The organism is Stenotrophomonas sp. 85239_Sma (assembly GCF_056481725.1).
This window is the reverse complement of sequence record NZ_CM151163.1, coordinates 901,143-925,477: the sequence shown is the minus strand read 5'-3', so window position 1 is coordinate 925,477 and position 24,335 is coordinate 901,143. Positions and strand designations below refer to the sequence as shown.

Annotated in this window: 17 protein-coding genes; 9 read left to right on the top strand and 8 right to left on the bottom strand. The window is 67.1% G+C overall.

The genetic code is table 11. The features are described from left to right. Window positions 1–18: 18 nt before the first annotated feature. The 7 genes from phoR (at window position 19) to lpxH (ending at window position 11,347) form a co-directional block, all read left to right on the top strand. Window positions 19–1,350 (top strand): phosphate regulon sensor histidine kinase PhoR, encoded by a 1,332-nt coding sequence (gene phoR / locus ACYKG1_RS04180; protein ID WP_087921666.1) that lies wholly within the window; start codon window positions 19–21, stop codon window positions 1,348–1,350. 4 nt (window positions 1,351–1,354) lie between these two features. Continuing rightward, window positions 1,355–3,442: a polyphosphate kinase 1 gene (gene ppk1, locus ACYKG1_RS04175; protein WP_478471920.1), complete on the top strand. Its 2,088-nt coding sequence runs from the start codon at window positions 1,355–1,357 to the stop codon at window positions 3,440–3,442. A 440-nt stretch (window positions 3,443–3,882) separates the two neighbouring features. Continuing rightward, window positions 3,883–5,409, top strand: coding sequence for an exopolyphosphatase (gene ppx, locus ACYKG1_RS04170; protein ID WP_100471425.1), 1,527 nt, complete (start codon window positions 3,883–3,885; stop codon window positions 5,407–5,409). 317 nt (window positions 5,410–5,726) lie between these two features. Then, window positions 5,727–8,669, top strand: a complete 2,943-nt coding sequence (locus ACYKG1_RS04165; protein ID WP_478471919.1) for a TonB-dependent receptor domain-containing protein — start codon at window positions 5,727–5,729, stop codon at window positions 8,667–8,669. A 172-nt stretch (window positions 8,670–8,841) separates the two neighbouring features. After that, window positions 8,842–9,987, top strand: coding sequence for a glycosyltransferase family 4 protein (locus tag ACYKG1_RS04160; RefSeq protein ID WP_100471423.1), 1,146 nt, complete (start codon window positions 8,842–8,844; stop codon window positions 9,985–9,987). Next, window positions 9,968–10,507 carry a phosphatase PAP2 family protein gene (locus tag ACYKG1_RS04155; RefSeq protein WP_100471422.1) on the top strand — a complete coding sequence of 180 codons (540 nt, stop codon included), beginning with the start codon at window positions 9,968–9,970 and terminating at the stop codon, window positions 10,505–10,507. Before ACYKG1_RS04160 ends, ACYKG1_RS04155 begins: the two co-directional genes overlap by 20 nt. 93 nt (window positions 10,508–10,600) lie before the next feature. Next, the gene (gene lpxH, locus ACYKG1_RS04150) at window positions 10,601–11,347 is read left to right on the top strand and encodes a UDP-2,3-diacylglucosamine diphosphatase (protein ID WP_478471917.1); all 747 of its coding nucleotides are present in this window, start codon (window positions 10,601–10,603) and stop codon (window positions 11,345–11,347) included. A 54-nt stretch (window positions 11,348–11,401) separates the two neighbouring features. Here lpxH and ACYKG1_RS04145 read toward each other — a convergent pair whose 3' ends face one another. After that, window positions 11,402–12,655, bottom strand: coding sequence for a M12 family metallo-peptidase (locus tag ACYKG1_RS04145; RefSeq protein ID WP_478471916.1), 1,254 nt, complete (start codon window positions 12,653–12,655; stop codon window positions 11,402–11,404). 225 nt (window positions 12,656–12,880) lie between these two features. Between ACYKG1_RS04145 and ACYKG1_RS04140 the strand changes: the two genes are divergently transcribed. After that, window positions 12,881–14,338, top strand: coding sequence for a DUF2235 domain-containing protein (locus ACYKG1_RS04140; RefSeq protein ID WP_478471914.1), 1,458 nt, complete (start codon window positions 12,881–12,883; stop codon window positions 14,336–14,338). A gap of 68 nt (window positions 14,339–14,406) precedes the next feature. Here ACYKG1_RS04140 and ACYKG1_RS04135 read toward each other — a convergent pair whose 3' ends face one another. The 7 genes from ACYKG1_RS04135 to ACYKG1_RS04105 all read right to left on the bottom strand — a co-directional run bounded on the left by ACYKG1_RS04135 (window position 14,407) and on the right by ACYKG1_RS04105 (window position 22,987). Further along, complete coding sequence (locus ACYKG1_RS04135) at window positions 14,407–15,231, bottom strand: ferritin-like domain-containing protein (protein ID WP_100471418.1); 825 nt, start codon at window positions 15,229–15,231, stop codon at window positions 14,407–14,409. Window positions 15,232–15,240: 9 nt separating this feature from the next. Beyond that, window positions 15,241–16,707, bottom strand: coding sequence for an amidophosphoribosyltransferase (gene purF / locus ACYKG1_RS04130; protein WP_005408246.1), 1,467 nt, complete (start codon window positions 16,705–16,707; stop codon window positions 15,241–15,243). A 30-nt stretch (window positions 16,708–16,737) separates the two neighbouring features. Then, window positions 16,738–17,517 carry a CvpA family protein gene (locus tag ACYKG1_RS04125; protein ID WP_262083156.1) on the bottom strand — a complete coding sequence of 260 codons (780 nt, stop codon included), beginning with the start codon at window positions 17,515–17,517 and terminating at the stop codon, window positions 16,738–16,740. 46 nt (window positions 17,518–17,563) lie between these two features. Beyond that, window positions 17,564–18,583, bottom strand: coding sequence for an SPOR domain-containing protein (locus ACYKG1_RS04120; RefSeq protein WP_100471416.1), 1,020 nt, complete (start codon window positions 18,581–18,583; stop codon window positions 17,564–17,566). 80 nt (window positions 18,584–18,663) lie between these two features. After that, complete coding sequence (gene folC / locus ACYKG1_RS04115) at window positions 18,664–19,935, bottom strand: bifunctional tetrahydrofolate synthase/dihydrofolate synthase (RefSeq protein WP_478471912.1); 1,272 nt, start codon at window positions 19,933–19,935, stop codon at window positions 18,664–18,666. A 41-nt stretch (window positions 19,936–19,976) separates the two neighbouring features. Next, window positions 19,977–20,621, bottom strand: a complete 645-nt coding sequence (locus ACYKG1_RS04110; RefSeq protein ID WP_100471414.1) for a histidine phosphatase family protein — start codon at window positions 20,619–20,621, stop codon at window positions 19,977–19,979. A gap of 200 nt (window positions 20,622–20,821) precedes the next feature. After that, complete coding sequence (locus ACYKG1_RS04105) at window positions 20,822–22,987, bottom strand: S46 family peptidase (RefSeq protein ID WP_478471911.1); 2,166 nt, start codon at window positions 22,985–22,987, stop codon at window positions 20,822–20,824. Between the two features lie 298 nt (window positions 22,988–23,285). Here ACYKG1_RS04105 and tdh point away from each other — a divergent pair, with 298 nt between their 5' ends. Further along, window positions 23,286–24,308: an L-threonine 3-dehydrogenase gene (gene tdh, locus ACYKG1_RS04100; RefSeq protein ID WP_010483949.1), complete on the top strand. Its 1,023-nt coding sequence runs from the start codon at window positions 23,286–23,288 to the stop codon at window positions 24,306–24,308. Window positions 24,309–24,335 lie beyond the last annotated feature (27 nt).

The window sequence follows — 24,335 nt, the reverse complement described above, 5'->3', positions numbered from 1 at the left end:
CTCAACGACGAGACCGCAATGCCCCGCCACATCCGCTCTGCCTGGTTGAAGACCCTGGCCACCGTTGCCGCGGTACTGCTGTTCTCCGGACTGGTGGGGTGGTTCACGGGCCATCTGTGGTTGTGCATCGCACTGGGCGCGTTGGCCACCCTGGCCTGGCATTACTGGCGCCTGCGCAGCGTGCTGCGCCGCCTGACCGCACGCCAGCGCTGGGACACCGCCGAGGAAGGCACTGGCGTCTGGAACGAACTGGACCGCCTGCTGTATCGCAACCAGGTGGAAATGCGCGTGCGCAAGCGCCGCCTGCTGGACATGCTGCGCAGCTACCGCGCCGCCGCCGCCGCGCTGCCCGATGCGGTGGTGGTGCTGGACCGCAACAGCCAGCGCGTGCAGTGGTTCAACGAAGCGGCCACCGCCCTGCTCGGCCTGCACCATCCCGGCGACCTTGGCGAGGCCCTGGTCGAACGCCTGCAGCCGATGCCGCTGGCCCACTGGCTGGCCGGTGGCCGCAATGCCGAACCGATCCTGGACGTGCCCTCGCCGGTCGATCCGGCGATCCGCCTGAACCTGCGCCTGATTCCTTATTCGTCGGATTACTGGCTGCTGATCGCCCGCGACGTCAGCAAGCTCCTGCGCCTGGAACAGGTGCGCCGTGACTTCGTGGCCAACGTTTCACACGAACTGCGCACCCCGCTCACCGTGGTCCACGGCTACCTGGACATGATGGACCCGGAGGATTTCCCGGGAACCGGACCGATGCTGGAAGAAATGCGCAAGCAGAGCCAGCGCATGGCCCAGCTGGTGGAAGACCTGCTGACCCTGTCGCGCCTCGAATCGCAGGAACACAGCGAGGAAGAGACCGTGGCCATGCAGCCGATGCTGGCGACGCTGCGCCGCGAGGCCGAGGCGCACAGCCAGGGCCGCCACCAGATCAGCATCGACGACCTCGCCGGTGTCGACCTGCAGGGTTCGACCAAGGAACTGCACAGCGCCTTCTCCAACCTGGTCACCAACGCGGTGCGCTATACCCCGGCCGGGGGCCGCATCGCGGTGGAGTTCCGCCGCGAGGGCGACGGCGCGGTGCTGGCGGTGCGCGATTCCGGCTACGGCATCCCGGCCACCCACCTGCCGCGCCTGACCGAACGTTTCTACCGCGTTTCCAGCAGCCGCTCGCGCGAGAGCGGCGGCACCGGGCTGGGCCTGTCCATCGTCAAGCACATCCTCGGCCTGCACCACGCACGGCTGGAGATTGAAAGCGAGGTCGGCAAGGGTTCGGTGTTCTCCTGCCATTTCGATGCCGACCACGTGCGCCCGCGCGAGTCCGCCCCCCTGACCTCCATCGAAGAATGACGCCATGAGCAGCCTCGGATCCCTCCCCCTCCCCGTGAGCCCGGACAACGATCCGTTGCGCGACCCGGCGCTGTACATCAACCGCGAGCTGTCGCAGCTGGATTTCAATTTCCGCGTGCTGGCGCAGGCGATGGACCCGCAGGTGCCGCTGCTGGAGCGCCTGCGCTTCATGTGCATCTCCTGCACCAACCTCGACGAGTTCTTCGAGATCCGTGCTGCGGCCGTGCGCCACGCACAGGAATTCGGCCTGCCGCCGGCACCCGACGGCATGAGCCCGCAGGCGATCCTCAATGCCATCCATGACCGCGCCGCCGAACTGGTGGACCAGCAGTACCGCTGCTGGAACGAGACCCTGCGCCCGGCACTGATGGACGCAGGCATCGGCGTGCTCGGCCGCCATTCCTGGACCGACCGCCAGAAGCGCTGGCTGCGCGCCTACTTCCGCAACGAGATCATGCCGGTGCTGTCGCCGCTGGGCCTGGACCCGGTGCATCCGTTCCCGAAGATCCTCAACAAGTCGCTGAACATCGTGGTGGTGCTGAAGGGCACCGATGCGTTCGGCCGCGCCGGCCACCTGGCCATCGTGCGTGCGCCGCGCTCGCTGCCACGCATCATCCAGTTGCCGGAGAAGCTCGGCGGCCCGCAGAACTTCGTGTTCCTGTCCTCGGTGCTGTCCACCTTCGTCGATGAGCTGTTCCCGGGCCTGGAAGTCCAGGGCGCCTACCAGTTCCGCGTCACCCGCAACTCCGAGCTGGTAGTGGACGAGGAGGAGGTGGAGAACCTGGCACTGGCGCTGCGCGACGAGCTGGTCGACCGTGGTTACCGACCGGCGGTGCGCCTGGAAATCGCGCAGGACATGCCGCGCGAGATCGTGCGCACCCTGCTGCAGAATTTCGGCCTGACCGAGAACGCGGTGTACCGCATCGATGGACCGGTCAACCTCAACCGCATCATCCAGCTCTACGACCTGATCGCACAGCCGGACCTGAAGTACCCGCCGATGACCCCGCGTACCCTGCGCGACAGCGACGGCATCTTCGAGACCACCGCGCGCCACGACCTGCTGCTGCATCACCCGTTCGATGCCTTCACCGCAGTGCTGGAGCTGATCCGGCAGGCGTCGGTCGATCCCAACGTGCTGGCGATCAAGCAGACCCTGTACCGCACCGGCAAGGATTCGCTGATCGTCGACGCCCTGATCCAGGCCGCGCGCAACGGCAAGGATGTGACGGTGGTGGTGGAACTGCGCGCGCGCTTCGACGAAGAGGCCAACCTCGGCCTGGCCGATCGCCTGCAGGAAGCCGGCGTGCAGGTGGTGTATGGCGTGGTCGGCTACAAGACCCACGCCAAGATGCTGCTGATCGTGCGCCGCGAGGGCCGCAAGCTGCGCCGCTACGTGCACCTGGGTACCGGCAACTACCACAGCGGCACCGCCCGCGCGTACACCGACATCAGCCTGATTACCGCCGATGCGGACATCGGCAATGACGTGCACCTGCTGTTCCAGCAGCTGTCCGGGCTGGCCTCGAAGATGAAGCTCAAGCGCCTGCTGCAGTCCCCCTTCACCCTGCACACCGGCATCCTCGGCCGCATCGAACGCGAGACGCGCATTGCCGCCGCCGGTCGCCCGGCGCGGATCATCGCCAAGATGAACGCATTGAACGAACCGCAGGTGGTGCGCGCGCTGTACGCCGCCTCGCAGGCCGGCGTACAGATCGACCTGATCATTCGCGGCGCCTGTACGCTGCGACCCGGCGTGCCGGGCATCTCGGACAACATCCGCGTGCGCTCGATCGTCGGCCGCTTCCTGGAGCACAGCCGCGTCTACTGGTTCGGCAACGACGGCGCACCGGAAATGTACTGCGCCAGCGCCGACTGGCTGGAACGCAACCTGCTGCGCCGGGTCGAGACCTGCTTCCCGATCCTCGACCCGGCACTGGCCAAGCGGGTATACCGCGAAGTCCTGCAGAACTACCTGGACGACAACCTCAACGCCTGGGAACTGGACGCCGACGGCGTCTACCACAAGCGTGCGCCGGCCCACGACGAGGCACCGCATTCAGCACAGATGGCATTGATGCAGGGGCTGTAGCCCGGTGTGTCGACCAAGGTGGACACCTACCAAGAGCGGTAGGCACCGATTTTGGTCGGGATTGGATCAGTACCGACCAACGGTCGGCACCCACCATCAGATCGCGGAATTATGTCGAAGGCGGGGTGGGTCCGGTTGAGGGGGCGTGAGCGGCATGGGCCCGAGGCATGCCTCGGGCGGGTTGGGCAGGATGCCCAGCCCCGGTCTTGCCGTGTGCGCAGGACAGCGCACACGAGCAGGCGCGACCAAGCTCGCAGGGACGTACTTGCGCCGTCCCCCTCAACCGGACCCACCCCGCCATCCCACGGATAGCCCGCTGTTGCTGTTGCTGTTGCCGCCGGTTCGGCACGTGCAGGGCGCTGCCCTGCCGCACTCCCCTCTTCCAAAATGTGAAGGCCGCGCGGTGACGAGCACACCGCCCCTTCGGCTAACATTCGTCCATGCCGCATACCACCACGACTCCGCCCGCATTGCAGGATGGCGACCTGCTGGCCGCCATCGACCTTGGCTCCAACAGTTTCCACATGGTCATCGCGCGCTACACGCTCGGCCAGCTGCGGGTGATCGACCGCCTGCGCGAAACCGTGCGCATGGCCGACGGCCTGGATGGCAAGGGTGGACTCTCATCCGCTGCCCGGCAGCGCGCGCTGGAATGCCTGGCCCGCTTTGGCCAGCGCATCCGCAATGTGCCGCCGCACCGGGTACGCGCACTGGCCACCAACACCGTGCGCCAGCTGCGCTCGCCGCAGTCGTTCCTGGTCCCCGCCGAAACCGCACTGGGGCATGCCATCGAAGTGGTCAGCGGCCGCGAAGAGGCTCGCCTGATCTACCTTGGCGTGGCCCACGCGCAACCACCCAAACCCGGCCAGCGCCGGCTGGTGATCGACATCGGCGGTGGTTCGACCGAGTTCATCATCGGCATGGGCATGCAGACCCTGGAGCGCGAAAGCCTGCAGGCCGGTTGCATCGCCAGCACCCGACGCTTCTTCCCCGGCGGCAAGTTGAGCAAGAAGCGCTGGAAGGACGCGCTGGCCGAAATCGGCCGCGAGTTCCAGCCGTTCGCCAGCAAGTACCGCGCGCTGGGCTGGCAGGAAGCACTGGGGTCTTCAGGTACGCACAAGGCGATCAGCGAGATCTGCGCAACGATGAAGCTGAGCAAGGGCGCGATCACCGCCGAGGCGCTGCCCCAGCTGCGAGATGAATTGCTGAAGGCCAAGAAGATCGACGACATCCAGTTGCCGGGGCTGTCCAGCGACCGCCGGCCGATCATCGCCGGCGGCATCCTGGTGCTGGAGGCGGCGTTCCAGGCGCTGGGCCTGCAGAAGCTGCTGGTCAGCAAGGCGGCGATGCGCGAAGGCATCCTGTATGACATCGTCGGCCGCGCCGGCGAGAACGACCTGCGTGATGAATCGGTGGCCGCACTCAGCCAGCGCTATGGCATCGATACGGTGCAGGCCGACCGCGTGCAGGACACCGCGCTGTCGCTGCTGGAGCAGGTGCAGGAACGCTGGAGGCTCGATGCCGACGATGCGCGCATGCTCGGCTGGGCCGCGCGCCTGCACGAGCTGGGCCTGATGATCGCGCACAGCGGCTACCACGTGCATGGCAGCTACGTGCTCGAGCACTCGGATATCGCTGGCTTCTCGCGCCAGGAGCAGCAGATGCTGGCCGCCCTGGTGCGCAGCCACCGCCGCAGCGTGACCAAGACCGCATTCGACGCCCTGCCCGAGCGCCTGCTGCTGACCGCACGCCGGCTGGCGGCCCTGCTGCGCCTGGCGGTGCTGCTCAACCGCGCCCATGAGGACGACCCGCTGCCGGCGCTGGAACTGACCGCCGACGACAACCGCCTGTCACTGATCGTGCCGCAGGCCTTCATCGATGCCCGTCCGCTGCTGCGCGCCGACCTGATCGGCGAGACCGACGGCATCGCCGGGCTGGGCATCCAGTTCCGTCCGTTCGTGGCCTGAATACGCTGTCCCCTGTTGTCCACAGGACAGCAGGGGTGACGCACTTCCCACTCCCGCTTTGCGCAGTCTGGCGGTTTTTTATGCTGCTTCGCAACACAACGGCGCGGTACGGGCGATCGCACCCCTCACGTAAGCACCTGCTTTTGTTCACGTTTCGTGAAGGAAGGAGATGCAGCGTGACATAGATTGATACGAACTCTTTACAGGGCATTAACCAACGAGACTACTATCGGGTCACCGGCTCGGTCATCGACCCTGCTGGCTCCTTCGACGCCCACTTTGGCGTCCTTTGCACGACCTGAGAGAGAGAGCTCGCCATGACTTCACGCACCACCGCACTGGGGCAGGCCATCCGCTACGCCCTGGCTACCACCGCGACGCTGGCCGCCCTGCCCGCGTTTGCCCAGGACGGCAGCAGCGCCACTCCCACCAACCTCGATCGCATCGAGATCACCGGCTCGCGCATCCGCCAGGTGGACGTGGAAACCGCCCAGCCGGTGTTCGCGATCACCCGTACGGCCATCGAGCAGCAGGGTTTCAGCTCGGTCGCCGACATCCTGCAGAACGTCACCGCAATGGGCAGCCCGGCGATCAGCCGCGCCAACGCGCTGACCGCCGGCGAGAACGCGGGGGGGTCGTACATCGACATGCGCAACCTGGGCACCCAGCGCACGCTGGTGCTGATCAACGGCAAGCGCCTGGGCATCAGCACCTCCGGTTACCAGGACATCTCTACGATTCCGGTGTCGGCGGTGGAGCGCATCGAAGTGCTGAAGGATGGCGCGTCGGCCATCTACGGTTCCGATGCCATGTCCGGCGTGGTCAACATCATCACCCGCTCCAATGTCACCGGTGTGACCGCCAACGTCTACCACGGCCAGTTCAGCCAGGGCGACGGCGCGCGTGACCGCTTCGACGTGGTGGCAGGCTGGAGCAACGACCGCATTTCGCTGACCGTCGCGGCCGAACATGCCGAAGAAAAGGCCGTGTGGGCCAAGGACCGCGGCTTCAGCGCCTATGGCCTGACCGACCGCCATGCCGACAACCTGACCAACTGGACTACCATCAGCCAGTGGGGCCAGTTCACTGGCCTGAAGGGTCGCCCGGGCTGCACCAACGCGAAGGACGGCTGCAACTACTCGCTCAATCGTGGTGCCGACCCGACCAACCCGGCGAACTACCACATCACCGATCCGTCGGCGTTCACCGGCGACGTCAGCAACGCCAACGAGCAGATGCACCTGAACTTCCCGCTCAAGCGTGATTCGGTGTACTTCGACGGCCGCTTCAAGATCACCGACAACGTCAACTTCCGCACCGAGCTGGGCTACAACAAGCGCAAGGCCGTGCGCCAGATCGCCGGCTACCCGCTGCAGTCGAGCACCGCTGGCGTGGGTTCGATGTCGATCGACAGCTACTTCAACCCGTTCGGCCGCCAGCATGGCTACGCCACCCCGACCGCCGTGGCCTGGAACCGCCGTACCTGGGAAGTGCCGCGCGTGACCACCAGCGAGCTGAAGACCTACCGTGCGGTGGCGTCGTTCGACGGTTCGTTCGAGATCGGCAGCCGCTACTTCGACTGGGAAGCGGGCTACCAGTACAACCGCAACGAACTGGAAACCATCGCGACCGGCAACCTGCACAAGGCGCGCGTCGCTGGCGGCGTCGGCCCGTCGTTCTACAATGCGGCCACCGGCAAGGTCCAGTGCGGCACCGCTGCCGCGCCGATCTCCTATGACGTGTGCAAGCCGTGGAACCCGCTGGTGCCTTACGGCACGATCGATCCGAACGGCATCGATGGCAACGCCGAACTGCAGGCCTGGCTGTTCCCGCCGGAAGTCACCACCGGCAAGACCACCAGCAAGAACTTCTTCGCCAACATCGCCGGTTCCATCGTGACCCTGCCGGCAGGTGACCTGGGCTTCGCCTTCGGTGTGGAAAGCCGCAAGGAAACCGGTGAGTACCGTCCGGATCCGCTGGCGCAGGCCGGCGCCACCACCAACCTGGCCGCGGGCCCGACCGGTGGCGGCTACAAGGTCAACGAGGCGTACCTGGAAATCAACGTGCCGGTGCTGGCGGACCTGCCGGGCGCGAAGGAACTGACCTTCAACGGTGCCACCCGCTTCTCGGACTACGACACCTTCGGCAACACGCTCAACAGCAAGTTCGGCTTCAAGTGGAAGCCGTTCGACCAGCTGCTGGTCCGTGGTACCTGGGCTGAAGGCTTCCGCGCCCCGACCATCAGCGATCTGTACGGTGGCGGCTCGCAGACCTTCGCCCAGTTCAGCGATCCCTGCGACGTGCAGTTCGGCTCCTCGCGCACCAGCGCCGAGGTTCGCGCCCGCTGCGCCCGTGACATCGCCAACGCTGCAACCTTCCGCCAGCTGCGCCAGGGCAATCAGCCGGTCGCCACTTCCGTCGATGCGACGCCGGTGCCGTTCGTGTCGGGTTCCAACCCGACCCTGACCCCGGAAACCTCGACCAGCAAGACGCTGGGCCTGGTCTGGAGTCCGAGCTTCATCAAGAACTTCAATGCATCGCTGGACTGGTGGAAGATCCGCATCGACAACACCATCGTTGCCGACAGCCCGACCCAGATCCTGATCGACTGCTACGAGCAGGGCATCGATGCACGCTGCCAGCGCTTCACCCGTGACAAGTCGACCGGCCCGACCGCCGGCATCGTCGATACCCTGCAGTTCGGCAGCCGCAATTCCGGCTTCATGGAAACCGAAGGCTACGACCTGGACCTGAACTACCGCATGGAAACCAGCGTCGGCAAGTTCAACGCTGGCTGGGCCACCACCTATGTCAGCAAGAGCGAGTTCCGCTCGACCAACGACAGCACGGTGGTGCCGACTGTCTCCAATGGCATCGGCAGCAACTTCCGCGTCCGTTCGAACCTGGTGCTGGGCTGGGATCTGGGCAACTTCGGCGTCAGCTGGACCGCGCGCTACTATTCCGGCGTGAAGGAACAGTGCGTGGACATCCGTGCCTATCCGGACGAGTGCTCCGATCCGGGCGTGTACGCCCCGTGGTACAAGGGCGCACGCAACTACAACGAGCGTGGTTCGGTCACCTTCCACGACGTGCAGTTCCGTTACTCGCTGCCGTGGGATGCCACCGTCTCGGTCGGTGCCAACAACGTGTTCGAGAAGACCGGCCCGATCATGTACACCAAGCCGAACTCGGCCTTCTCGTATTACGGTGGCTACGACATCGGCCGCTTCGTCTACATGAAGTACCAGCAGCGCTTCTGATCCATCGCGCTGTGATGTGAAGCACTACGACCACGGCCCTTCGGGGCCGTGGTTTTTTCAGGGGGGCAGGGCCTCCATACGGTGGCCGGCGCCGCCGTCATCTGACCGTCGCAAAGCGGTCATGTCGGCTACATCGCCAGGCCCGAGCATGCCGGAAACCGGGAGGCCCGCCATGCGCTATGCCATCGTCACCGAGACCTATCCACCGGAAGTGAACGGCGTTGCCCTCACCGTGCAGGGGCTGGAACAGGGTCTGCGCGCAGCCGGGCACGAGATCGACCTGGTGCGCCCCCGCCAGTCCAGCGAAGCACTGGATTCGGCGCCGGGCACGCTGCTGGTTCCTGGTGCCGCCCTGCCCCGCTACCCCGGCCTGCGTTTCGGCCTGCCAGCGCCGATCCGGCTGGGCCGCCACTGGCAGAAGCAGCGCCCGGATGCGGTCTACATCGCCACCGAAGGTCCACTCGGATGGTCCGCGCTGCGTACTGCACGCCGCCTCGGGATTCCCGTCGCCAGCGGCTTCCACACCCGCTTCGACGAATACCTGCCCGACTATGGCGTGGCGTGGCTGCAGGCTGCCGCCATGCGCTGGATGCGCCGGTTCCACAACCAGGCGGACGCCACCCTGGTGCCGACCCGCGAGCTGCAGCAGTTCCTTGGCGAACAGGGCTTCGAGCGCGTGCGCCTGCTGGCCCGCGCGGTGGACAGCCAACAGTTCGATCCGGGCCGGCGCGATCCTGCGCTGCGCGAGGAATGGGGCGTCGATGGCAATGGCCTGGTGGCGATCTATGTCGGCCGCATTGCCGCGGAGAAGAACCTTGGCCTGGCGGTGAAGGCATTCCGCCGGCTGCAGCAGATCCGGCCCAAGGCACGCTTCGTGTGGGTGGGGGAGGGTCCCGCCCGCGAGAGGCTGGCACACGAGAATCCCGACTTCATCTTCTGCGGCATCCAGCGCGGCGACGCCCTGGCCCGGCACTTCGCCAGCGGCGATCTGTTCCTGTTCCCCAGCCGCAGCGAGACCTTCGGCAACGTGACTCTGGAAAGCATGGCCAGCGGTGTAGCCACCGTGGCGTTCGACTATGGTGCTGCACGCGAGTACCTGCGCAACGGCGAGAACGGCGCGGCGGTGGGCAGTGACGAGCAGTTCATCGAGGCCGCCGTGCAGCTTGCTGCCGATGACGCGCAACGCCGCGAACTGGGCGGCAACGCCGCGCGCGCGATGAAGCGCCTGCATCCACAGCAGGTGGTAGCCGAGTTCGATGCCCTGCTGGCCGAACTGGCACAGTCGAGGAGGAGCGGCCATGCGCACCACGCGGCTTGAGTTGCTGGCCGACCGCGACGCACGCCTGTGCCGACGGGCCAACCACTACTGCCGGCGCCGCCGGGTGCGCCGCCTGTTCTCGATCATCAGCCGGCTCGGCGATGGCGTGTTCTGGTATGTGCTGATGGGTGCGCTGGTGGTGCTGGACGGATTCGATGGCCTGCGCGCCTCGGTGCACATGGCCGCCACCGGCCTGGCCGCGCTGCTGCTGTACAAGGGCCTCAAGCGCTGGACCCGGCGCCCGCGGCCCTATGCGGCCGACCTGCGCATCCGCGCCTGGGTGGCACCGCTGGACGAATTCAGCTTCCCCTCCGGGCACACCCTGCATGCGGTGTCGTTCACCATCGTCGCCCTGGCCTACTACCCCTGGCTGGCACCGTTGCTGGTCCCCTTCACCGCCGGCGTCGCGCTGTCGCGGGTGGTTCTGGGCCTGCACTACCCCAGCGACGTACTGGCGGCGACGGGCATCGCGGTGCTGCTGGCGTCGGCCAGCCTGGCCTGGCTGCCGCTGCCGGTGTAGCCCGGGGTCAGATCCCTTTTCCTTCGGAAAAGGGATCTGACCCCCACAATGCCGGCGGCGCTACCGTCATCGTCGATGGCCTAGAATGCGGGCATGACCACGCTGTTCATTTCCGACCTGCATCTGGACCCCAGCCGTCCGGAGATCACCGACCTGTTCCTGCGCTTCCTGCGCGAGCAGGCGCCCGGCGCCGATGCGCTGTACATTCTTGGCGACCTGTTCGAAGCCTGGATCGGCGACGACACGCCCTCGCCCGCCGCCGATGCCGTCGCCGATGCGTTGAAGGCGCTGTCCGACAGCGGCGTGCCGGTGTACTTCATCCGCGGCAACCGCGACTTCCTGCTCGGCGAGGATTACGCGCGCCGTGCCGGCCTGCGCATCCTGCCCGACCCGTGCATGATCGAACTGTACGGCCGACCCGTGCTGCTGCAGCACGGTGACCTGCTGTGCACCGATGACATCCCCTACCAGCAGTTCCGTGCACAGACCCGCGACCCGGCGTTCCAGGCGCAGTTCCTTTCTCAGCCGCTGGCCGCACGCATCGCGTTCGCGCAGAAGGCCCGCGAAGCCAGCCAGGCGCGCCAGTCTGAAATGAAACAGGACGATCGTGCACAGTTCGAGTCGGTGACCGACGTGGCCGCTGCCGAAGTCGATGCCACCTTCGTGCGCCATGGCGTGGACACCATGATCCATGGCCATACGCACCGGCCGGCGATCCACACGCTGCAGGCCGGTGGTCGCGAGCGCACCCGCATCGTGCTGGGTGACTGGTACGAACAGGGTTCGGTGCTGCGCGTGGATGCCAGCGGCTGGACGCTGGATACCCTCGCCCGCAGCTGATGCGCGCGGGCCGGAAATCCGCGGCCGCACGAGGCGGCCGCGGACGATACAGGCTCAGCGGAATGCCGCGATCGTGTGCTTGGTATTGACCAGCACGCGCTGGTTGTCGGCGGTACTGGCATTGCCCATCGGGATGCCGCTGTAGCTGATGTTCGGGTTGGACCAGTAGTTCAGGCGCGGGCAGCTGCGGGTGCAGTTGTAGGCCATGATCGTGCGCCAGCCGGTGCCGGTTGCCGGCTCATAGCGGTAGCCATGGCCGTAGGCGTACGGCGACGTGCTCGGGTCGGTGGCGATGTCATGCCGCGCGCTCTGCAGATGGCCGATCTCGTGCGCGAACGAGTAGTAGCCGGTCGCGCAATCCCAGTACACCGCCGCGAACGCCGTCGACGCCGTCGATCCGATGCCCGAGGCCAAACCGCAGTAGCTGCCGTTGTTGATCAGCAGTACCCCGACGTCTGCGGCGGTGTTGTTGCGGCTGGTATGGATGCTGTCCATGTAGCCGTCGCTGGTGTTGCGGAAGCGGGTCAGGTCGGTGGTGAAGTTGCCGGACTCGGCGTAGCTGGTGGTCTCGTACCCGGCCAGCTGCAGGGTGAGGCCGACGTTGCTGTTGGTGTAGCCCTGGTTGGATTCGGCCACGGCCAGCTGCACCAGCGACTGCATGTTGCCGCCATAGGCAGCCACCGCAGCATTCGTCGCCACCACCAGCACGCGGATGGTCGCCGGCGTGCCGGACGAAGCCTGGGCGATACCGAGGCGATCATTGTTGCCCATCGGGATCTTCGGCAGCTGGTTGTAATCGGCCGGATGGTCGGCCGGCATCCGCGACTCATCCACTTCCACCAGCACGTGGCGGTTGCCCAGCGGGCGCAGGCGGTACAGCTTTCCATCCTTGCGGATCGAGCCGGTGATGGTATCGCCCGAGCGCACCAGGATCAGCGAATTGCCGGGATCGTCCTGGCCGTTGGAGGTGGCCGCGGTCAGCTTGTCCGAGGGCGAACGGAACTGGCCGTACCAGATGCTGCCGCCATCGGGCAGCGCCTGAACCTTGCTGCGCACCGCCTGCACGCGCTGGCCGAGCAATTCGAATTCCAGCTGCGGCTGTGCAGTGGCTGCTGCATCGACACGCACTTCCTGTACCGTCGCCGTGGACGGGGTGGCCAGCAACTTGCCGAGTGCGGGCTCACTGCTTGCCGATGCGCGGCTGATGACCGTCACCGGCTCGAACAACGGTGCGGCATGCGCGGCCGCTGCCACCGACAAACCCAGGACCAGGCCACCTGCCGCTTTACCAATCGATCTGGACAACATTGCGTCGCTCCTTGAATGATGTGAACAGCGTTGATGCAGCACGACCCGGTTTGCCGGGTTTGGCCATCTGGCCTGCGCGGGTCGTGTGAATTCAATAGGCGAGTGAAATGAAAGTCGGGATTTGTGATCTACCGCATCTGCGTTCAGTCAGGTCAAAAGCGTCACTACACTTCGCCAATACACCGCTTTCGCGCTACCGTGACGCAGCCACGACGGGGAATGCACATGGCACCATCGCAGGACACGGACGAAGATGTCGGCTTGCTGCGGATCGGCCTGTTCTTCGATGGCACCCGCAACAACGCACACAACCTGGCGCGCGGTCGCCCACAGGTTCCGCAGCCACGCCCGGCGCAGCTGCGCGCGGATGATGATTCGACCTACCAGAGCCGGCTGACCAGCAGCTACGACAACGGCCTGACCAACATCGCGCGCCTGCAACAGCTGTATCCGGACAGCCGCCGCGATGCGATGGCCGTGCCTTCGCTGTCGATCTATGTCGAGGGCGTGGGCACCCGCGATGATGCCGATGACGATCTGATCGGACTGGCCTTCGGCATCGGTGCCAGTGGCGTTCGCGCGAAAGTGCAGCGCGCGCTGCAGGTGCTGCTGCCGGCGGCACTGGCCGAGCTGTCCGCGCGCTGGCAACGACCGCTGCAGAGCGTGCAGGTGGATCTGTTCGGCTATTCGCGCGGTGCTGCCGCGGCACGTGATATCGCAAACCAGCTGCAGGCCTGGGACAGCGCGCGCTGGCGCCAGCTGCTGCAGGGCGCCGGCCTGCCCTGCACTGTGCACTTCGCCGCCGTCACGCCGGTGCTGCGCTTCATCGGACTGTTCGACACCGTGGTTGCGGTCAGTGGTGGCCGCGCCGACGAACACCCGCAGCTCGCCCTGCGCAGCGGCATCGCTGCGCGCGTGGTGCAGTTGACCGCGCGCGACGAACATCGCCAGCACTATCCACTGACCACGGTGGCACCGCCGTTCACCGAGATCGCCCTGCCCGGCGTGCACGCCAACATCGGCGGTGGCTACAACCAGCTGGAAGAAGGTCCCAAGCTGCTCAGCCGCCCGCGCCGGCAGCAGTTGCGTCGCCCGGCCGTTGCCGACTACCAGGTCCCTCCACTGGCGTTGCTGCAGGCCACCACGGCCTACGCCGAAACGCAGGCCGATGCCGAGCGCTGGCGGCAGCAGCTGGGCGTGGGTGAAAAGGAGGTCTGGGTGGATGTCTGGCACCAGTGGCAACAGCAGCGTCGCGCCGGCAGCCGCAGCGTGCTGCTCTCCCCGGTGCTGTACGTCACCGCGGCTGCGGTGCTGCGCCGGCGCATCGATTGGCGCTACCAGTTGATCGCGCTGCAGGTGATGCAGCAGCACGCCATCGATGCCGGCGTGCAATGGACCGCCAATGCCGCTGGAGTTCCCGGCTGGGAGCTGCCGTCCTCCCTGCAGCCGATCGCACGCCGACTGGTGGCCGGACAGGCGCTGACCCAGCCCCAGGAGGCGCTGCTGCGCCGACGCTACCTGATGCAGTCGGCACACTGGAATTTCGATGCACTGGGCGACACTGCACTGACCTACGCCGCCGATGCCGGCGTCAGCGAACTGCCCTACAGGCCGGGTCCCGGCCTGTTCTACATCAACCGGCCCACCGTGGATGGCAAGCGCGTGGTGTTGCCGAACGCATGAAAAAAGGGACGGAGGGGATTAAGTCGTTTGTGCCACAAACGACTTAATCCCCTCCGTCCCCTTTTCTGTCAGCCGGCCTGTTCGACCAGGTTGGCGAGCTCGTCGGCATCGAAGCCGGCCAGCAGGCGCGCTTCGATGTTGAACGGCCCATGCAGGTAGCCGCCGGCGTATTCCACCAGCAGCTCCTTGAACCGCGCGCGCGGTTCGACACCGGCGCGATCACAGTACCAGCGGTACCAGCGCGAACCGGCCGCAACGTGCGCCACTTCCTCGCGCAGGATCACTTCCAGTACGTCGGCGGTTTCGCCATCACCCACATTGCGCAGTTTTTCGATCATGCCCGGGGTCACGTCCAGGCCACGCGCTTCCAGCACGCGCGGTACCAGTGCCATGCGCGCCAGACCATCATGGGCGGTCTTCCCGCACATTTCCCACAGGCCGTTGTGCGCGGGAAAATCGGCGTAGTCGTGGCCGTGTACCTGCAGGCGCTCGCGCAGCAGCATGAAGTGCCGCGATTCGTCGTCGGCACAGCTGACCCAGTCGGCATGGAACGCCGGTGGCAGGCCGCGGAAGCGGTACACCGCATCCCAGGCCAGGTCGATCGCATTGAGTTCGATGTGGGCGATGGCGTGGATGAAGGCGGCACGCCCTTCCACGCCGCCCAGGCCGCGCCGCGGCACTTCGCGCGGATGCACCAGCACCAGCCGAGCCGGCCGGCCAGGCATGCGGATCGGTTCCGGCGGCGGCGCATCGGCGGTCACCCTCAGGCGGCCGGCACGGAACGCGGCCGCATACGCCTGGGTCAGCGCCACCTTGCGCAGCGGGTCGGCTTCAGCCAGGCACTGCTGCGCCGCGCGCAGCAGGTCACCACCAACATCGGGCACCGCAACCACGCCTGGACCTCAGGCGCGGCGCTTGTGCTTGGCGTCGTCCGAACGCAACTGCTGGATGCGCTCGAAGTAGCCCGGCTCGATACCCGTCGGGTAGTGGCCGTTGAAGCAGGACGAATCGAAGTTGCGCAGCGCCGGGTTGCCCTCGCTGACCGCCGCTTCCATGTCTTCCAGGTCCTGGTAGATCAGCCAGTCGCAGCCCAGGTGGGCCTCGATCTCTTCCACGGTGCGGTTGTGCGCGACCAGCTCTTCGGCCGCCGGCATGTCGATGCCGTAGATGTTCGGGTAGCGCACCGGCGGCGCCGCGCTGGCCAGGTAGACCTTGCGCGCGCCCGCATCACGGGCCATCTGCACGATCTGCTGGCTGGTGGTGCCACGCACGATCGAGTCGTCCACCAGCAGCACCACGCGGTTGCGGAACTCCAGGTGGATCGGGTTGAGCTTGCGGCGCACCGACTTCACGCGTTCGCCCTGGCCCGGCATGATGAAGGTGCGGCCGATGTAGCGGTTCTTGATGAAGCCCTCGCGGTACTTCACCCCAAGCACGTTGGAGATCTCCAGCGCGGCATCGCGCGAGGTATCCGGGATCGGGATGATGGTGTCGATGTCGTGGTCCGGGCGCAGGCGCAGGATCTTCTCGCCCAGCTTGATGCCCATGCGCATGCGCGCCTTGTGCACCGAGACATTGTCGATCATCGAATCCGGGCGCGCGAAGTACACATACTCGAAGATGCACGGTGTGTGTTCGGCCGGCTCGGCGCAGATCTCGGAGAACAGCTCGCCGCGCGCGGTGATCACCAGCGCTTCACCCGGCTGCACGTCACGCACGCGCTGGAAGCCCAGTACGTCCAGCGCGGCCGACTCGGAGGCCACGATGTACTCGTCGCCCTCGGCATGGCTGCGCTTGCCCAGTACCAGCGGGCGGATGCCATGCGGGTCGCGGAAGGCAACCAGGCCCAGGCCCAGTACCACGCTGACCACCGCATAGCCGCCCTTGCAACGGCGGTGCACGCCGGCCACCGCGCGGATCGCGGCTTCCGGGCTGAGCTGGCGCTGCTGCTCCAGTTCGTAGGCAAACACGTTCAGCAGCACTTCGCTGTCCGAATCGGTGTTGACGTTGCGGCGGTCCTGTTCGAATACCTGCTGGCGCAGCGCCTCGGTGTTGATCAGGTTGCCGTTGTGGGCCAGCGCGATGCCGTACGGTGAGTTGACGTAGAACGGCTGCGCCTCGTCCATGCCTTCCGAGCCGGCGGTCGGGTAGCGCACATGGGCGATGCCGACGCTGCCTTCCAGGGTGGACATGGTGCGGGCATCGAACACATCGCGGACAAGGCCGGTGGCCTTCTGCACCCGCAGGCGGCTGCCATTGGCCGTGGCGATGCCCGCCGCATCCTGGCCGCGATGCTGGAGAACGGTCAAGCCGTCATACAACTGCCCGGCGACGTTCTGGTTGCCGACGATTCCGACGATGCCACACATGGTGCGAAGTCTCCGCTGGGCTGTGCCCAGTTACAAGGAAGGTGGCCGTACCTGGCCGCGGTGGTCGCCGCGCCCGCGGTCGACATTGGCCGGATCGCCCGGCTCGATACTGTCCGGCAGTGCTGGGGCGTCCGGGCGCACTTCGGCCGGATCGTATGCGTCGCCCTGTTCCGCTTTCGCGGGCCGCAGCCATCCGCCGCCCGCCACTACCTGGTTGAGGATGCCATTATCGCCTGCCGCGCCCGGCTTTCCCAAATCGGCGCCTGCGTTCTTTCCCAGCTCCATCAATGCAGATGGGGACAGCATGTCGGTCGGCAAGGTCTTGGGCAGCAGATCGGCGCCGGGCACCTGCCAGTGCGGCAGCTTCCCGTTCATCCAGGCCACGGCCGGGTTCAGCACCGGGCGGACCGCCGAGCGCTTCCAGGAGGGTTCGGCGGTCAGCGGGGTGAAACCGGCCAGCAGCACCAGGATCGCCGCGATCAGGCCGCCACGCACGGCTCCCAGCACACCGCCCAGCAACCGGTCCAGGCTGGTCAGCATGCTGCGGTGGATCATCGCCTTGATGACCATGCCGATCACCGCGACCACGATCATCACGCCAATTCCCACGCCCAGGTAGCCGCCGACGAAGTGCTCGCCGCCGGGCGCGGCCGGCGCCGCCCACCAGCGTGCCGCATCGTTGCCGAAGGCGAAGGCCGCCCACGCAGCCAGCAGCCACGACAGCGTGCCGATGACGATTCCAACGAAGCCACGCAGCATCCCGAGCAGGGTCGAGGCGGCGATCACGATCAGCAGCACCACGTCGATCATGGCGCCCCGCTCCTTCGGCGGCGCTGGCAACGGGCCTGCGCGCGGGTCATGGGTGCGGTCGGACCATGCCGGCCACGCCGACCTTGGCGGCGACCTGCGCCTTCAACTGCTCGGCGTCAGCCCGGTTGGCCACCGGCCCGACGCGGACGCGATGCAGGGTGCCCTTTTCGGTGCGCACCTGCTCGACGAAAGCACTGAAGCCGGCGGCACGGACTTTGTCGCGCAGCGCATTGGCATCGTTGGCCTGGCCGAACGCGCCCAGCTGCACGGCGAAGCCGACGCCACTGGCCGCCGGTGCGGCCGGCGTGGCCGGTGCCGCCGCCGGCTTGCTGGCGGTGGCCTCCGGCTTCGGCTCGGGCTTGGCTTCCGGCTTCGGCGCCGGCTTGGGCGGTTCCGGCTTGGTGGCCGCCGTCGGCGTGCTCGGCGGCAGGCTTTCGCTGCGCACCGGGTTGCTGGTGGCCGACGGCGTAGTGGCCGCGGCCGGGGCGCTGGCAGTCGGCGCCGGCGTAGCGGCGACCGCCGCACTGCTGCCTGCTGCCGCGTCCAGGGCGATGACTTCGGCCTTTACATCGGCGCGGATCTTCACCGCCTGCAGGCGGGCAGCCTCGGCCTGCGCACGGTCGGCATACGGCCCGACGCGCACACGCCACGCCTGGCGCCCGTTGATGGTGGTCGTTTCGGCAAAGCCCGGCAGCTGCGAGCGCTGCAGGTAGGCGATGACCGCGTCGGCGTCGGCCTTGCTGCCGTAGGCGCCAAACGTGACGGCGTAGTTGCCGGCGGCAACGGCCGGAGACGTGTCCACGGTCGGCGGAGTGGCCGGGGCGGCGGCCTCCTGCAGGGGCTTGGCCTGCCCGGCCTGCAGGCCGGTTGCTCCACCGGCCGGAGCAACCAGCGGCAGCTCACGGGTTTCGAACTGGCCATCGGCCGGGGCATCCGGCGCGGCGATCGGCACCGAGGCCACACCGCTGTCCGGCGCCGGTCCCTTGACCAGCATCGGCAGGAAAATCACGGCCAGCGCGACCAGCACGATGGCACCAATCAGACGCTGTTTCAGAGGCGTATCCACGTGAGGCGGCAACTGTCCGGAGGTTGCAGTCGATTATACGGGTGCCGGACCGGACGGCGTCGGCATTGGCTGAACGCGGATCAGGCGGCGCCCTGCAACCATTGCAGCGCGGCGGCAGCGGTATGGAAGGAGCCGAACACCAGCACGCGGTCACCGCGTTCGGCCCGTGACAACACCTGTGCCAGCGCCTGTTCGACGCTATCAAGCCGCTGTGCCTGGGCCGCAGCCGTGCTGGCCAGGCGCGCCTGCAACTGGGCAGCGCTCTGCCCGCGCGGGCCGTCCAGGCCCGCCAGGGTCCACTCGCCGACCACGTCCTGCAGCGCCTGCACCACGCCTACCACGTCCTTGTCCTGCAGCGCGGCGTACACCGCGAAGGTGCGCCCGGCTGCCGCTTCGGCCTTCAGCGCGCGCGCCAGCTGGCCCGCCGCCTGCGGGTTGTGCCCGACGTCGACGCGGATCTGCACACCCTCCCGCTCGAACGCCTGCAGGCGGCCCGGGATGCGCGCCGCCGCGATACCGGCAGCCCACGCGGCGCGCGGCACCGGCTTGTCCAGCGCACGCAGCGCAGCGATGGCAGCACCCGCATTGGCCAGCTGGATCGGGCCGGCCAGCGCCGGCGCCGGCAGTTCCATGCGCAGGCCGACGTCGCGCCAGCGCCAGCGCTGGGCATCGATCGGCTCGTAGAAGTAATCGCTGCCACCCCGGATCGCATTGGCACCGACCAGGTAGGCACGTGCGAGCACGCTCGAGGGCGGATCGGTCTCGCCCAGGATCACCGGCTTCCAGCCACGGATGATGCCGGCCTTCTCGGTGCCGATCGCTTCGCGGTCCTCGCCCAGCCATTCGGCATGGTCGATGTCCACGGTGGTGATCACGGCCACGTCGGCATCGATGATGTTGACCGCATCCAGTCGACCGCCCAGGCCCACTTCCAGTACCGCCAGGTCCAGCCCGGCGTCGGCGAACAGCTGCAGCGCGGCCAGCGTGCCGTACTCGAAATAGGTCAGCGTGATCTCGCCACGCGCGGCCTCGACTGCGTTGAACGCAGCGACCAGCGCGGCATCGTCCACCTCCTGCCCGTCGATGCGCACGCGCTCGTTGTAGCGCAGCAGGTGCGGCGAGGTGTAGGCGCCGACCTTCCAGCCCGCCGCGCGCGCAATGGCTTCGATGAAGGCCACGGTGGAGCCCTTGCCGTTGGTACCACCGACCACGATGGTGCGCTGGGCCGGCGTCCCCAGCCCCATCGCCGTGGCTACGGCGCGCACGCGCTCCAGGCCCATGTCGATGGTCGCCGGGTGCTGGCGTTCAATGTAATCCAGCCAGTCGGCCAGGGTGGTCGGGGTGTTCGTCACGGCAGCGGTTCCAGCAGAAGCAGTGGATGCGGGAGGATGGATCAGAGAGCGCGGTGCTTGGCTTCACCGAAAAACGGCGTGTGGTGGGCGCAGTCGTTCAGGCGCACCACCTCCAGGCTGTCCAGGTCGGCGCCTTCGAGCAGGTTGAGCGTGGTCGGTGCCTGGCGGAAGGTCCACAGACGGGAGATCGGCAGGCCCAGCACCCTGCACAGGATCACCCGGTTGACCGCGTCATGGGCGACCACCAGCAGGGTGTCATGTTCGCCAAGGCCTTCGGCAGCGCGGGCAAGGCCGCGCCAGCTGCGCTCCAGCACCAGGCGCAGCGATTCGCCGCCGGGCATCAGAACGGTATCCGGTTCCTCGCGCCAGGCCTGCAGGCGCGACGGATCCTTCTCGTGGATCTCGCTGGCCAGCAGCCCTTCCCATTCGCCATGGGCGATTTCCTGCAGCTCCGGCTCGGTCAGCAGCATGTCGGCACGGGCGGCGCCGAGCGCCAGCTGCGCGGTGCGCTGCGCGCGCGACAGCGGCGAGGCGACGGCACGGGTGATGTCGACCGAGGCCAGGCGGGCACCCAGTGCCTGGGCCTGGGCTTCACCGATCGGCGAAAGCGGGATGTCGATCTGGCCCTGGTAGCGGCCTTCGGCGTTCCACGGCGTCTCGCCGTGGCGGGCAAGCAGGATGCGCATGCGTGCAAGGGGTCCTGGGGGAGGAGGTTTCCGCGTTTCGTTCACATCCTGTGAAGTACGCGGAACAGCGATGATACCTGTTCGGCGCACCGGGCCGGGCCGGGCATGAAAAAACCCCGCGACCTGCGTCGCGGGGTTGCGGAGTTTCCGGTCATTGGGGCGAGGTTTGCCGGCCAGCGGCCGGCACTACCGCAACCGGTTTATTTGGCCAGGTTCAGTTCCTTCAGCAGCTCCGGTGCCGGCGCCACTTCCTGCATGATCCACTGCATGTAGCGGCTGTCGACCGCGATCATGCGGGTCATCACCGGGTCGAACACCCAGTTGGAGCTGACCGATTCCCAGTTGCCGTCGAAGGCCAGGCCGACCAGCTTGCCGTTCGCATCCAGCACCGGCGAGCCGGAGTTGCCACCGGTGATGTCCAGGTTGGACAGGAAGTTCACCGGCACCGAGCCGACGCGCTTGTCTTCCAGGCCGCCGTAGCGCTTGGCCTTGACCGCGTCGAGCAGCGCCTTGGGCGCATCGAACGGATCGACGCCGGTGTCCTTGGCGACGATGCCTTCCAGCGTGGTGAACGGGGTGTAGGCCACGCCATCCTTGGGCTCATAGCCCATCACGTTGCCGAAGGTGATGCGCAGCGACAGGTTGGCATCGGGGTACACGAACTCGCCCTGGCTCTTCTTGTAGTCGGCCAGTGCCTGCAGGTACAGCGGGCGTGCGGTCAGCGACTCACCTTCGCGGATCTTCTTCTGCTCTTCCTGCTTCAGCAGCGACGGCATGATCGCCACCGCGTACTGGATGGCCGGGTCGGTGCTGGCTTCGAACGCAGCGCGGTCGGCCTTGAACCACTTCAGGCGCGCATCCAGGCTGCCCAGCTCGGTGCCCGACAGCTTGCTCACCAGCGCCTTGACGGCGCTGGCATCGCTGCCGCCCAGCCATTTGTTCAGCACGTCGTTGTTGCGCTGCGCGGCCGGCAGGGCAACGTACTGCTCCAGCCAGTAGGCCTGCAGCTGCTGGTCCATCTTCGCCACATAGCGGCGATCCATCTGCTTCAGGCCGCCTTCCAGGGTCGGCAGGTCGCGCTGCTGGTAGCCGACCTCACGCTCGGCATCCGGCTTGCTGCGCTCGATCGACAGGCGGTACAGGGTGATCGCTGCGCCAACGGCCGAGGTGTTGTTGAACTGACCGACGAACAGGTCGCGTTCGCGGGTCGACCTGCTGGTATCCAGGTGCTTGAGCAGCTGCGCGTGTGCGGCCAGGGCCGGCTTGCCGGCGGCGCCCTGCTTCTTCAGCCAGGCCAGCACGGCGGCTTCTTCAGCCTGCTTCTGGCCAGCGGCGTCGATGCGCTTGAAGCCTTCCAGCTGGCCGGCGTAGTTCTTGGCCACGTTGTTCATGCTGGCCGCGGTGGCGGCGTACTTCACCTTGACGTCGGCGTCGGCCTTGCCCGCCTCATCGATCATCTTCAGCACCGCGTTGTAGTGCTTGGCGATGGTCGGGTAGGTCCAGCTGGCGGTTTCGTTGAACTCACCGGCCAGCGCGTAGCGGTTGGTGCGGCCCGGATAGCCGGCCACCATCACGAAGTCTCCGGCGCCGAGCGGCTGGTCGGTGAACTTCAGGAAGTGCTTGGGCTGGTACGGCACGTTGTCGGCCGAGAACGCGGCCGGTTTGCCGTCCTTGCCGACGTAGGCGCGGTAGAACGAGAAGTCGCCGGTGTGGCGCGGCCACATCCAGTTGTCGACGTCGCCGCCGTACTTGCCGACGCTGCCCGGGGGCGCGTAGACCAGGCGCACGTCCTTGATTTCCATGTTGCGGAACAGGCGGTAGGTGTTGCCGCCGGAGAAGGTGTACAGGCGGCAGCGGAAGCCTTCCTCGGCCTCACACGCGGCGACCTGCGCCTTGTCGAAGGCGTCCAGCGCACGGCTGCGGGCCAGCGGGTCGTTGCCGGCGGCGGCAATGGCCGCCTTGGCCTGGGCGGTGACGTCGGTGATCTGGTCGAGCACGTAAACGCGGGCGTTCGGGCCGGCGCTCAGCTCATCGCTGTGCTTCGGCGCGTTGAAGCCGTCCTTGATCAGGTTCTTCTCGGCCGTCGAATTCAGCTGGATCGCACCGTAGGCGCAGTGATGGTTGGTGACCACCAGGCCCTGCGGCGAAACGAAGCTGGCGGTGCAGCCGCCGAGGGCGACGACCGCGCCCATCGGGTCGCCGGTGAGGTTGGACAGCTGCTGCGGGGACAGCTTCAGGCCGGCCTTCTGCAGCGGACCGGCAATTTCCGGCAGCTGCTGCGGTACCCACATGCCTTCAGCGGCATGGGCGACCTGGGCCAGCCCGAGGCTGGCGACGATGGAGAATGCAAGCAGGTTCGAGCGCATGGAGCGGCCCCTGGTAGTGGAACCTTCGATTGTAGCCCGCCGCCCTGCCCCGGCCCGAACCCCGGAAGTCATGGGCTCACTTCGTTCCGCCGCGCGCACGGGAACCCTCCTGAGGGGGCGTGGTCGCCCCCTCCCCCGAACCAGGGAGGCGCTGCTGTTTGCAGTACGTTCGAAACGCCCGCTGGCGCACGCCTTTCGTTCCGCCACTGCACCCGCAGCGCAACATGGGAAATCCGCGCGGCACCCTATAATCCGCGCTTTCCCCCTGACGAGTTCCACCCCGATGGCGCAGCAAACGATGAAGGCCCTGGTCAAGCGCGAAGCAGCCAAGGGCATCTGGCTGGAAGAAGTTCCGGTTCCGACCCCGGGCCCGAACGAGGTCCTGATCAAGCTGGAGAAGACCGCGATCTGCGGCACCGACCTGCACATCTACCTGTGGGACGAGTGGAGCCAGCGCACCATCAAGCCGGGCCTGACCATCGGCCACGAGTTCGTCGGTCGCGTCGCCGCGCTTGGCTCGGCGGTGACCGGCTACGAGATCGGCCAGCGCGTCTCGGCCGAAGGCCATATCGTCTGCGGCCACTGCCGAAACTGCCGTGGCGGCCGCCCGCACCTGTGCCCGAACACCGTCGGCATCGGCGTCAACGTCAACGGCGCCTTCGCCGAATACATGGTGATGCCGGCCAGCAACCTGTGGCCGATCCCGGACCAGATCCCATCGGAGCTGGCCGCGTTCTTCGACCCGTACGGCAACGCCGCACACTGTGCGCTGGAGTTCAACGTCATCGGCGAAGACGTGCTGATCACCGGCGCCGGCCCGATCGGCATCATCGCCGCCGGCATCTGCAAGCACATCGGTGCGCGCAACGTCGTGGTGACCGACGTCAACGACTTCCGCCTGAAGCTGGCCGCCGACATGGGCGCCACCCGCGTGGTCAACGTCGCCAACCAGTCGCTGAAGGACGTGATGAAGGAACTGCACATGGAGGGCTTCGACGTGGGCCTGGAAATGAGCGGCAACCCGCGCGCGTTCAACGACATGCTCGACTGCATGTACCACGGCGGCAAGATCGCCATGCTCGGCATCATGCCCAAGGGCGCTGGCTGCGACTGGGACAAGATCATCTTCAAGGGCCTGACCGTGCAGGGCATCTACGGCCGCAAGATGTACGAGACCTGGTACAAGATGACCCAGCTGGTGCTGTCCGGTTTCCCACTCGGCAAGGTGATGACCCACCAGCTGCCGATCGACGACTTCCAGAAGGGCTTCGACCTGATGGAAGAAGGCAAGGCCGGCAAGGTTGTTTTGAGCTGGAATTGACCCGGCACACGGCGACGCCGGGCATGG

What these genes read in the sequence shown, in the direction of transcription:
- ppk1 (WP_478471920.1), top strand. Translation starts at nt 1,355, where the DNA reads ATGAGCAGCCTCGGATCCCTCCCCCTCCCCGTGAGCCCGGACAACGAT.
- ACYKG1_RS04125 (WP_262083156.1), bottom strand. Translation starts at nt 17,517, where the DNA reads ATGATCGACGTGGTGCTGCTGATCGTGATCGCCGCCTCGACCCTGCTC.
- ACYKG1_RS04155 (WP_100471422.1), top strand. Translation starts at nt 9,968, where the DNA reads ATGCGCACCACGCGGCTTGAGTTGCTGGCCGACCGCGACGCACGCCTG.
- ACYKG1_RS04140 (WP_478471914.1), top strand. Translation starts at nt 12,881, where the DNA reads ATGGCACCATCGCAGGACACGGACGAAGATGTCGGCTTGCTGCGGATC.
- ACYKG1_RS04165 (WP_478471919.1), top strand. Translation starts at nt 5,727, where the DNA reads ATGACTTCACGCACCACCGCACTGGGGCAGGCCATCCGCTACGCCCTG.
- ACYKG1_RS04110 (WP_100471414.1), bottom strand. Translation starts at nt 20,621, where the DNA reads ATGCGCATCCTGCTTGCCCGCCACGGCGAGACGCCGTGGAACGCCGAA.
- ppx (WP_100471425.1), top strand. Translation starts at nt 3,883, where the DNA reads ATGCCGCATACCACCACGACTCCGCCCGCATTGCAGGATGGCGACCTG.
- ACYKG1_RS04160 (WP_100471423.1), top strand. Translation starts at nt 8,842, where the DNA reads ATGCGCTATGCCATCGTCACCGAGACCTATCCACCGGAAGTGAACGGC.
- ACYKG1_RS04105 (WP_478471911.1), bottom strand. Translation starts at nt 22,987, where the DNA reads ATGCGCTCGAACCTGCTTGCATTCTCCATCGTCGCCAGCCTCGGGCTG.
- phoR (WP_087921666.1), top strand. Translation starts at nt 19, where the DNA reads ATGCCCCGCCACATCCGCTCTGCCTGGTTGAAGACCCTGGCCACCGTT.
- ACYKG1_RS04145 (WP_478471916.1), bottom strand. Translation starts at nt 12,655, where the DNA reads ATGTTGTCCAGATCGATTGGTAAAGCGGCAGGTGGCCTGGTCCTGGGT.
- lpxH (WP_478471917.1), top strand. Translation starts at nt 10,601, where the DNA reads ATGACCACGCTGTTCATTTCCGACCTGCATCTGGACCCCAGCCGTCCG.
- tdh (WP_010483949.1), top strand. Translation starts at nt 23,286, where the DNA reads ATGAAGGCCCTGGTCAAGCGCGAAGCAGCCAAGGGCATCTGGCTGGAA.
- purF (WP_005408246.1), bottom strand. Translation starts at nt 16,707, where the DNA reads ATGTGTGGCATCGTCGGAATCGTCGGCAACCAGAACGTCGCCGGGCAG.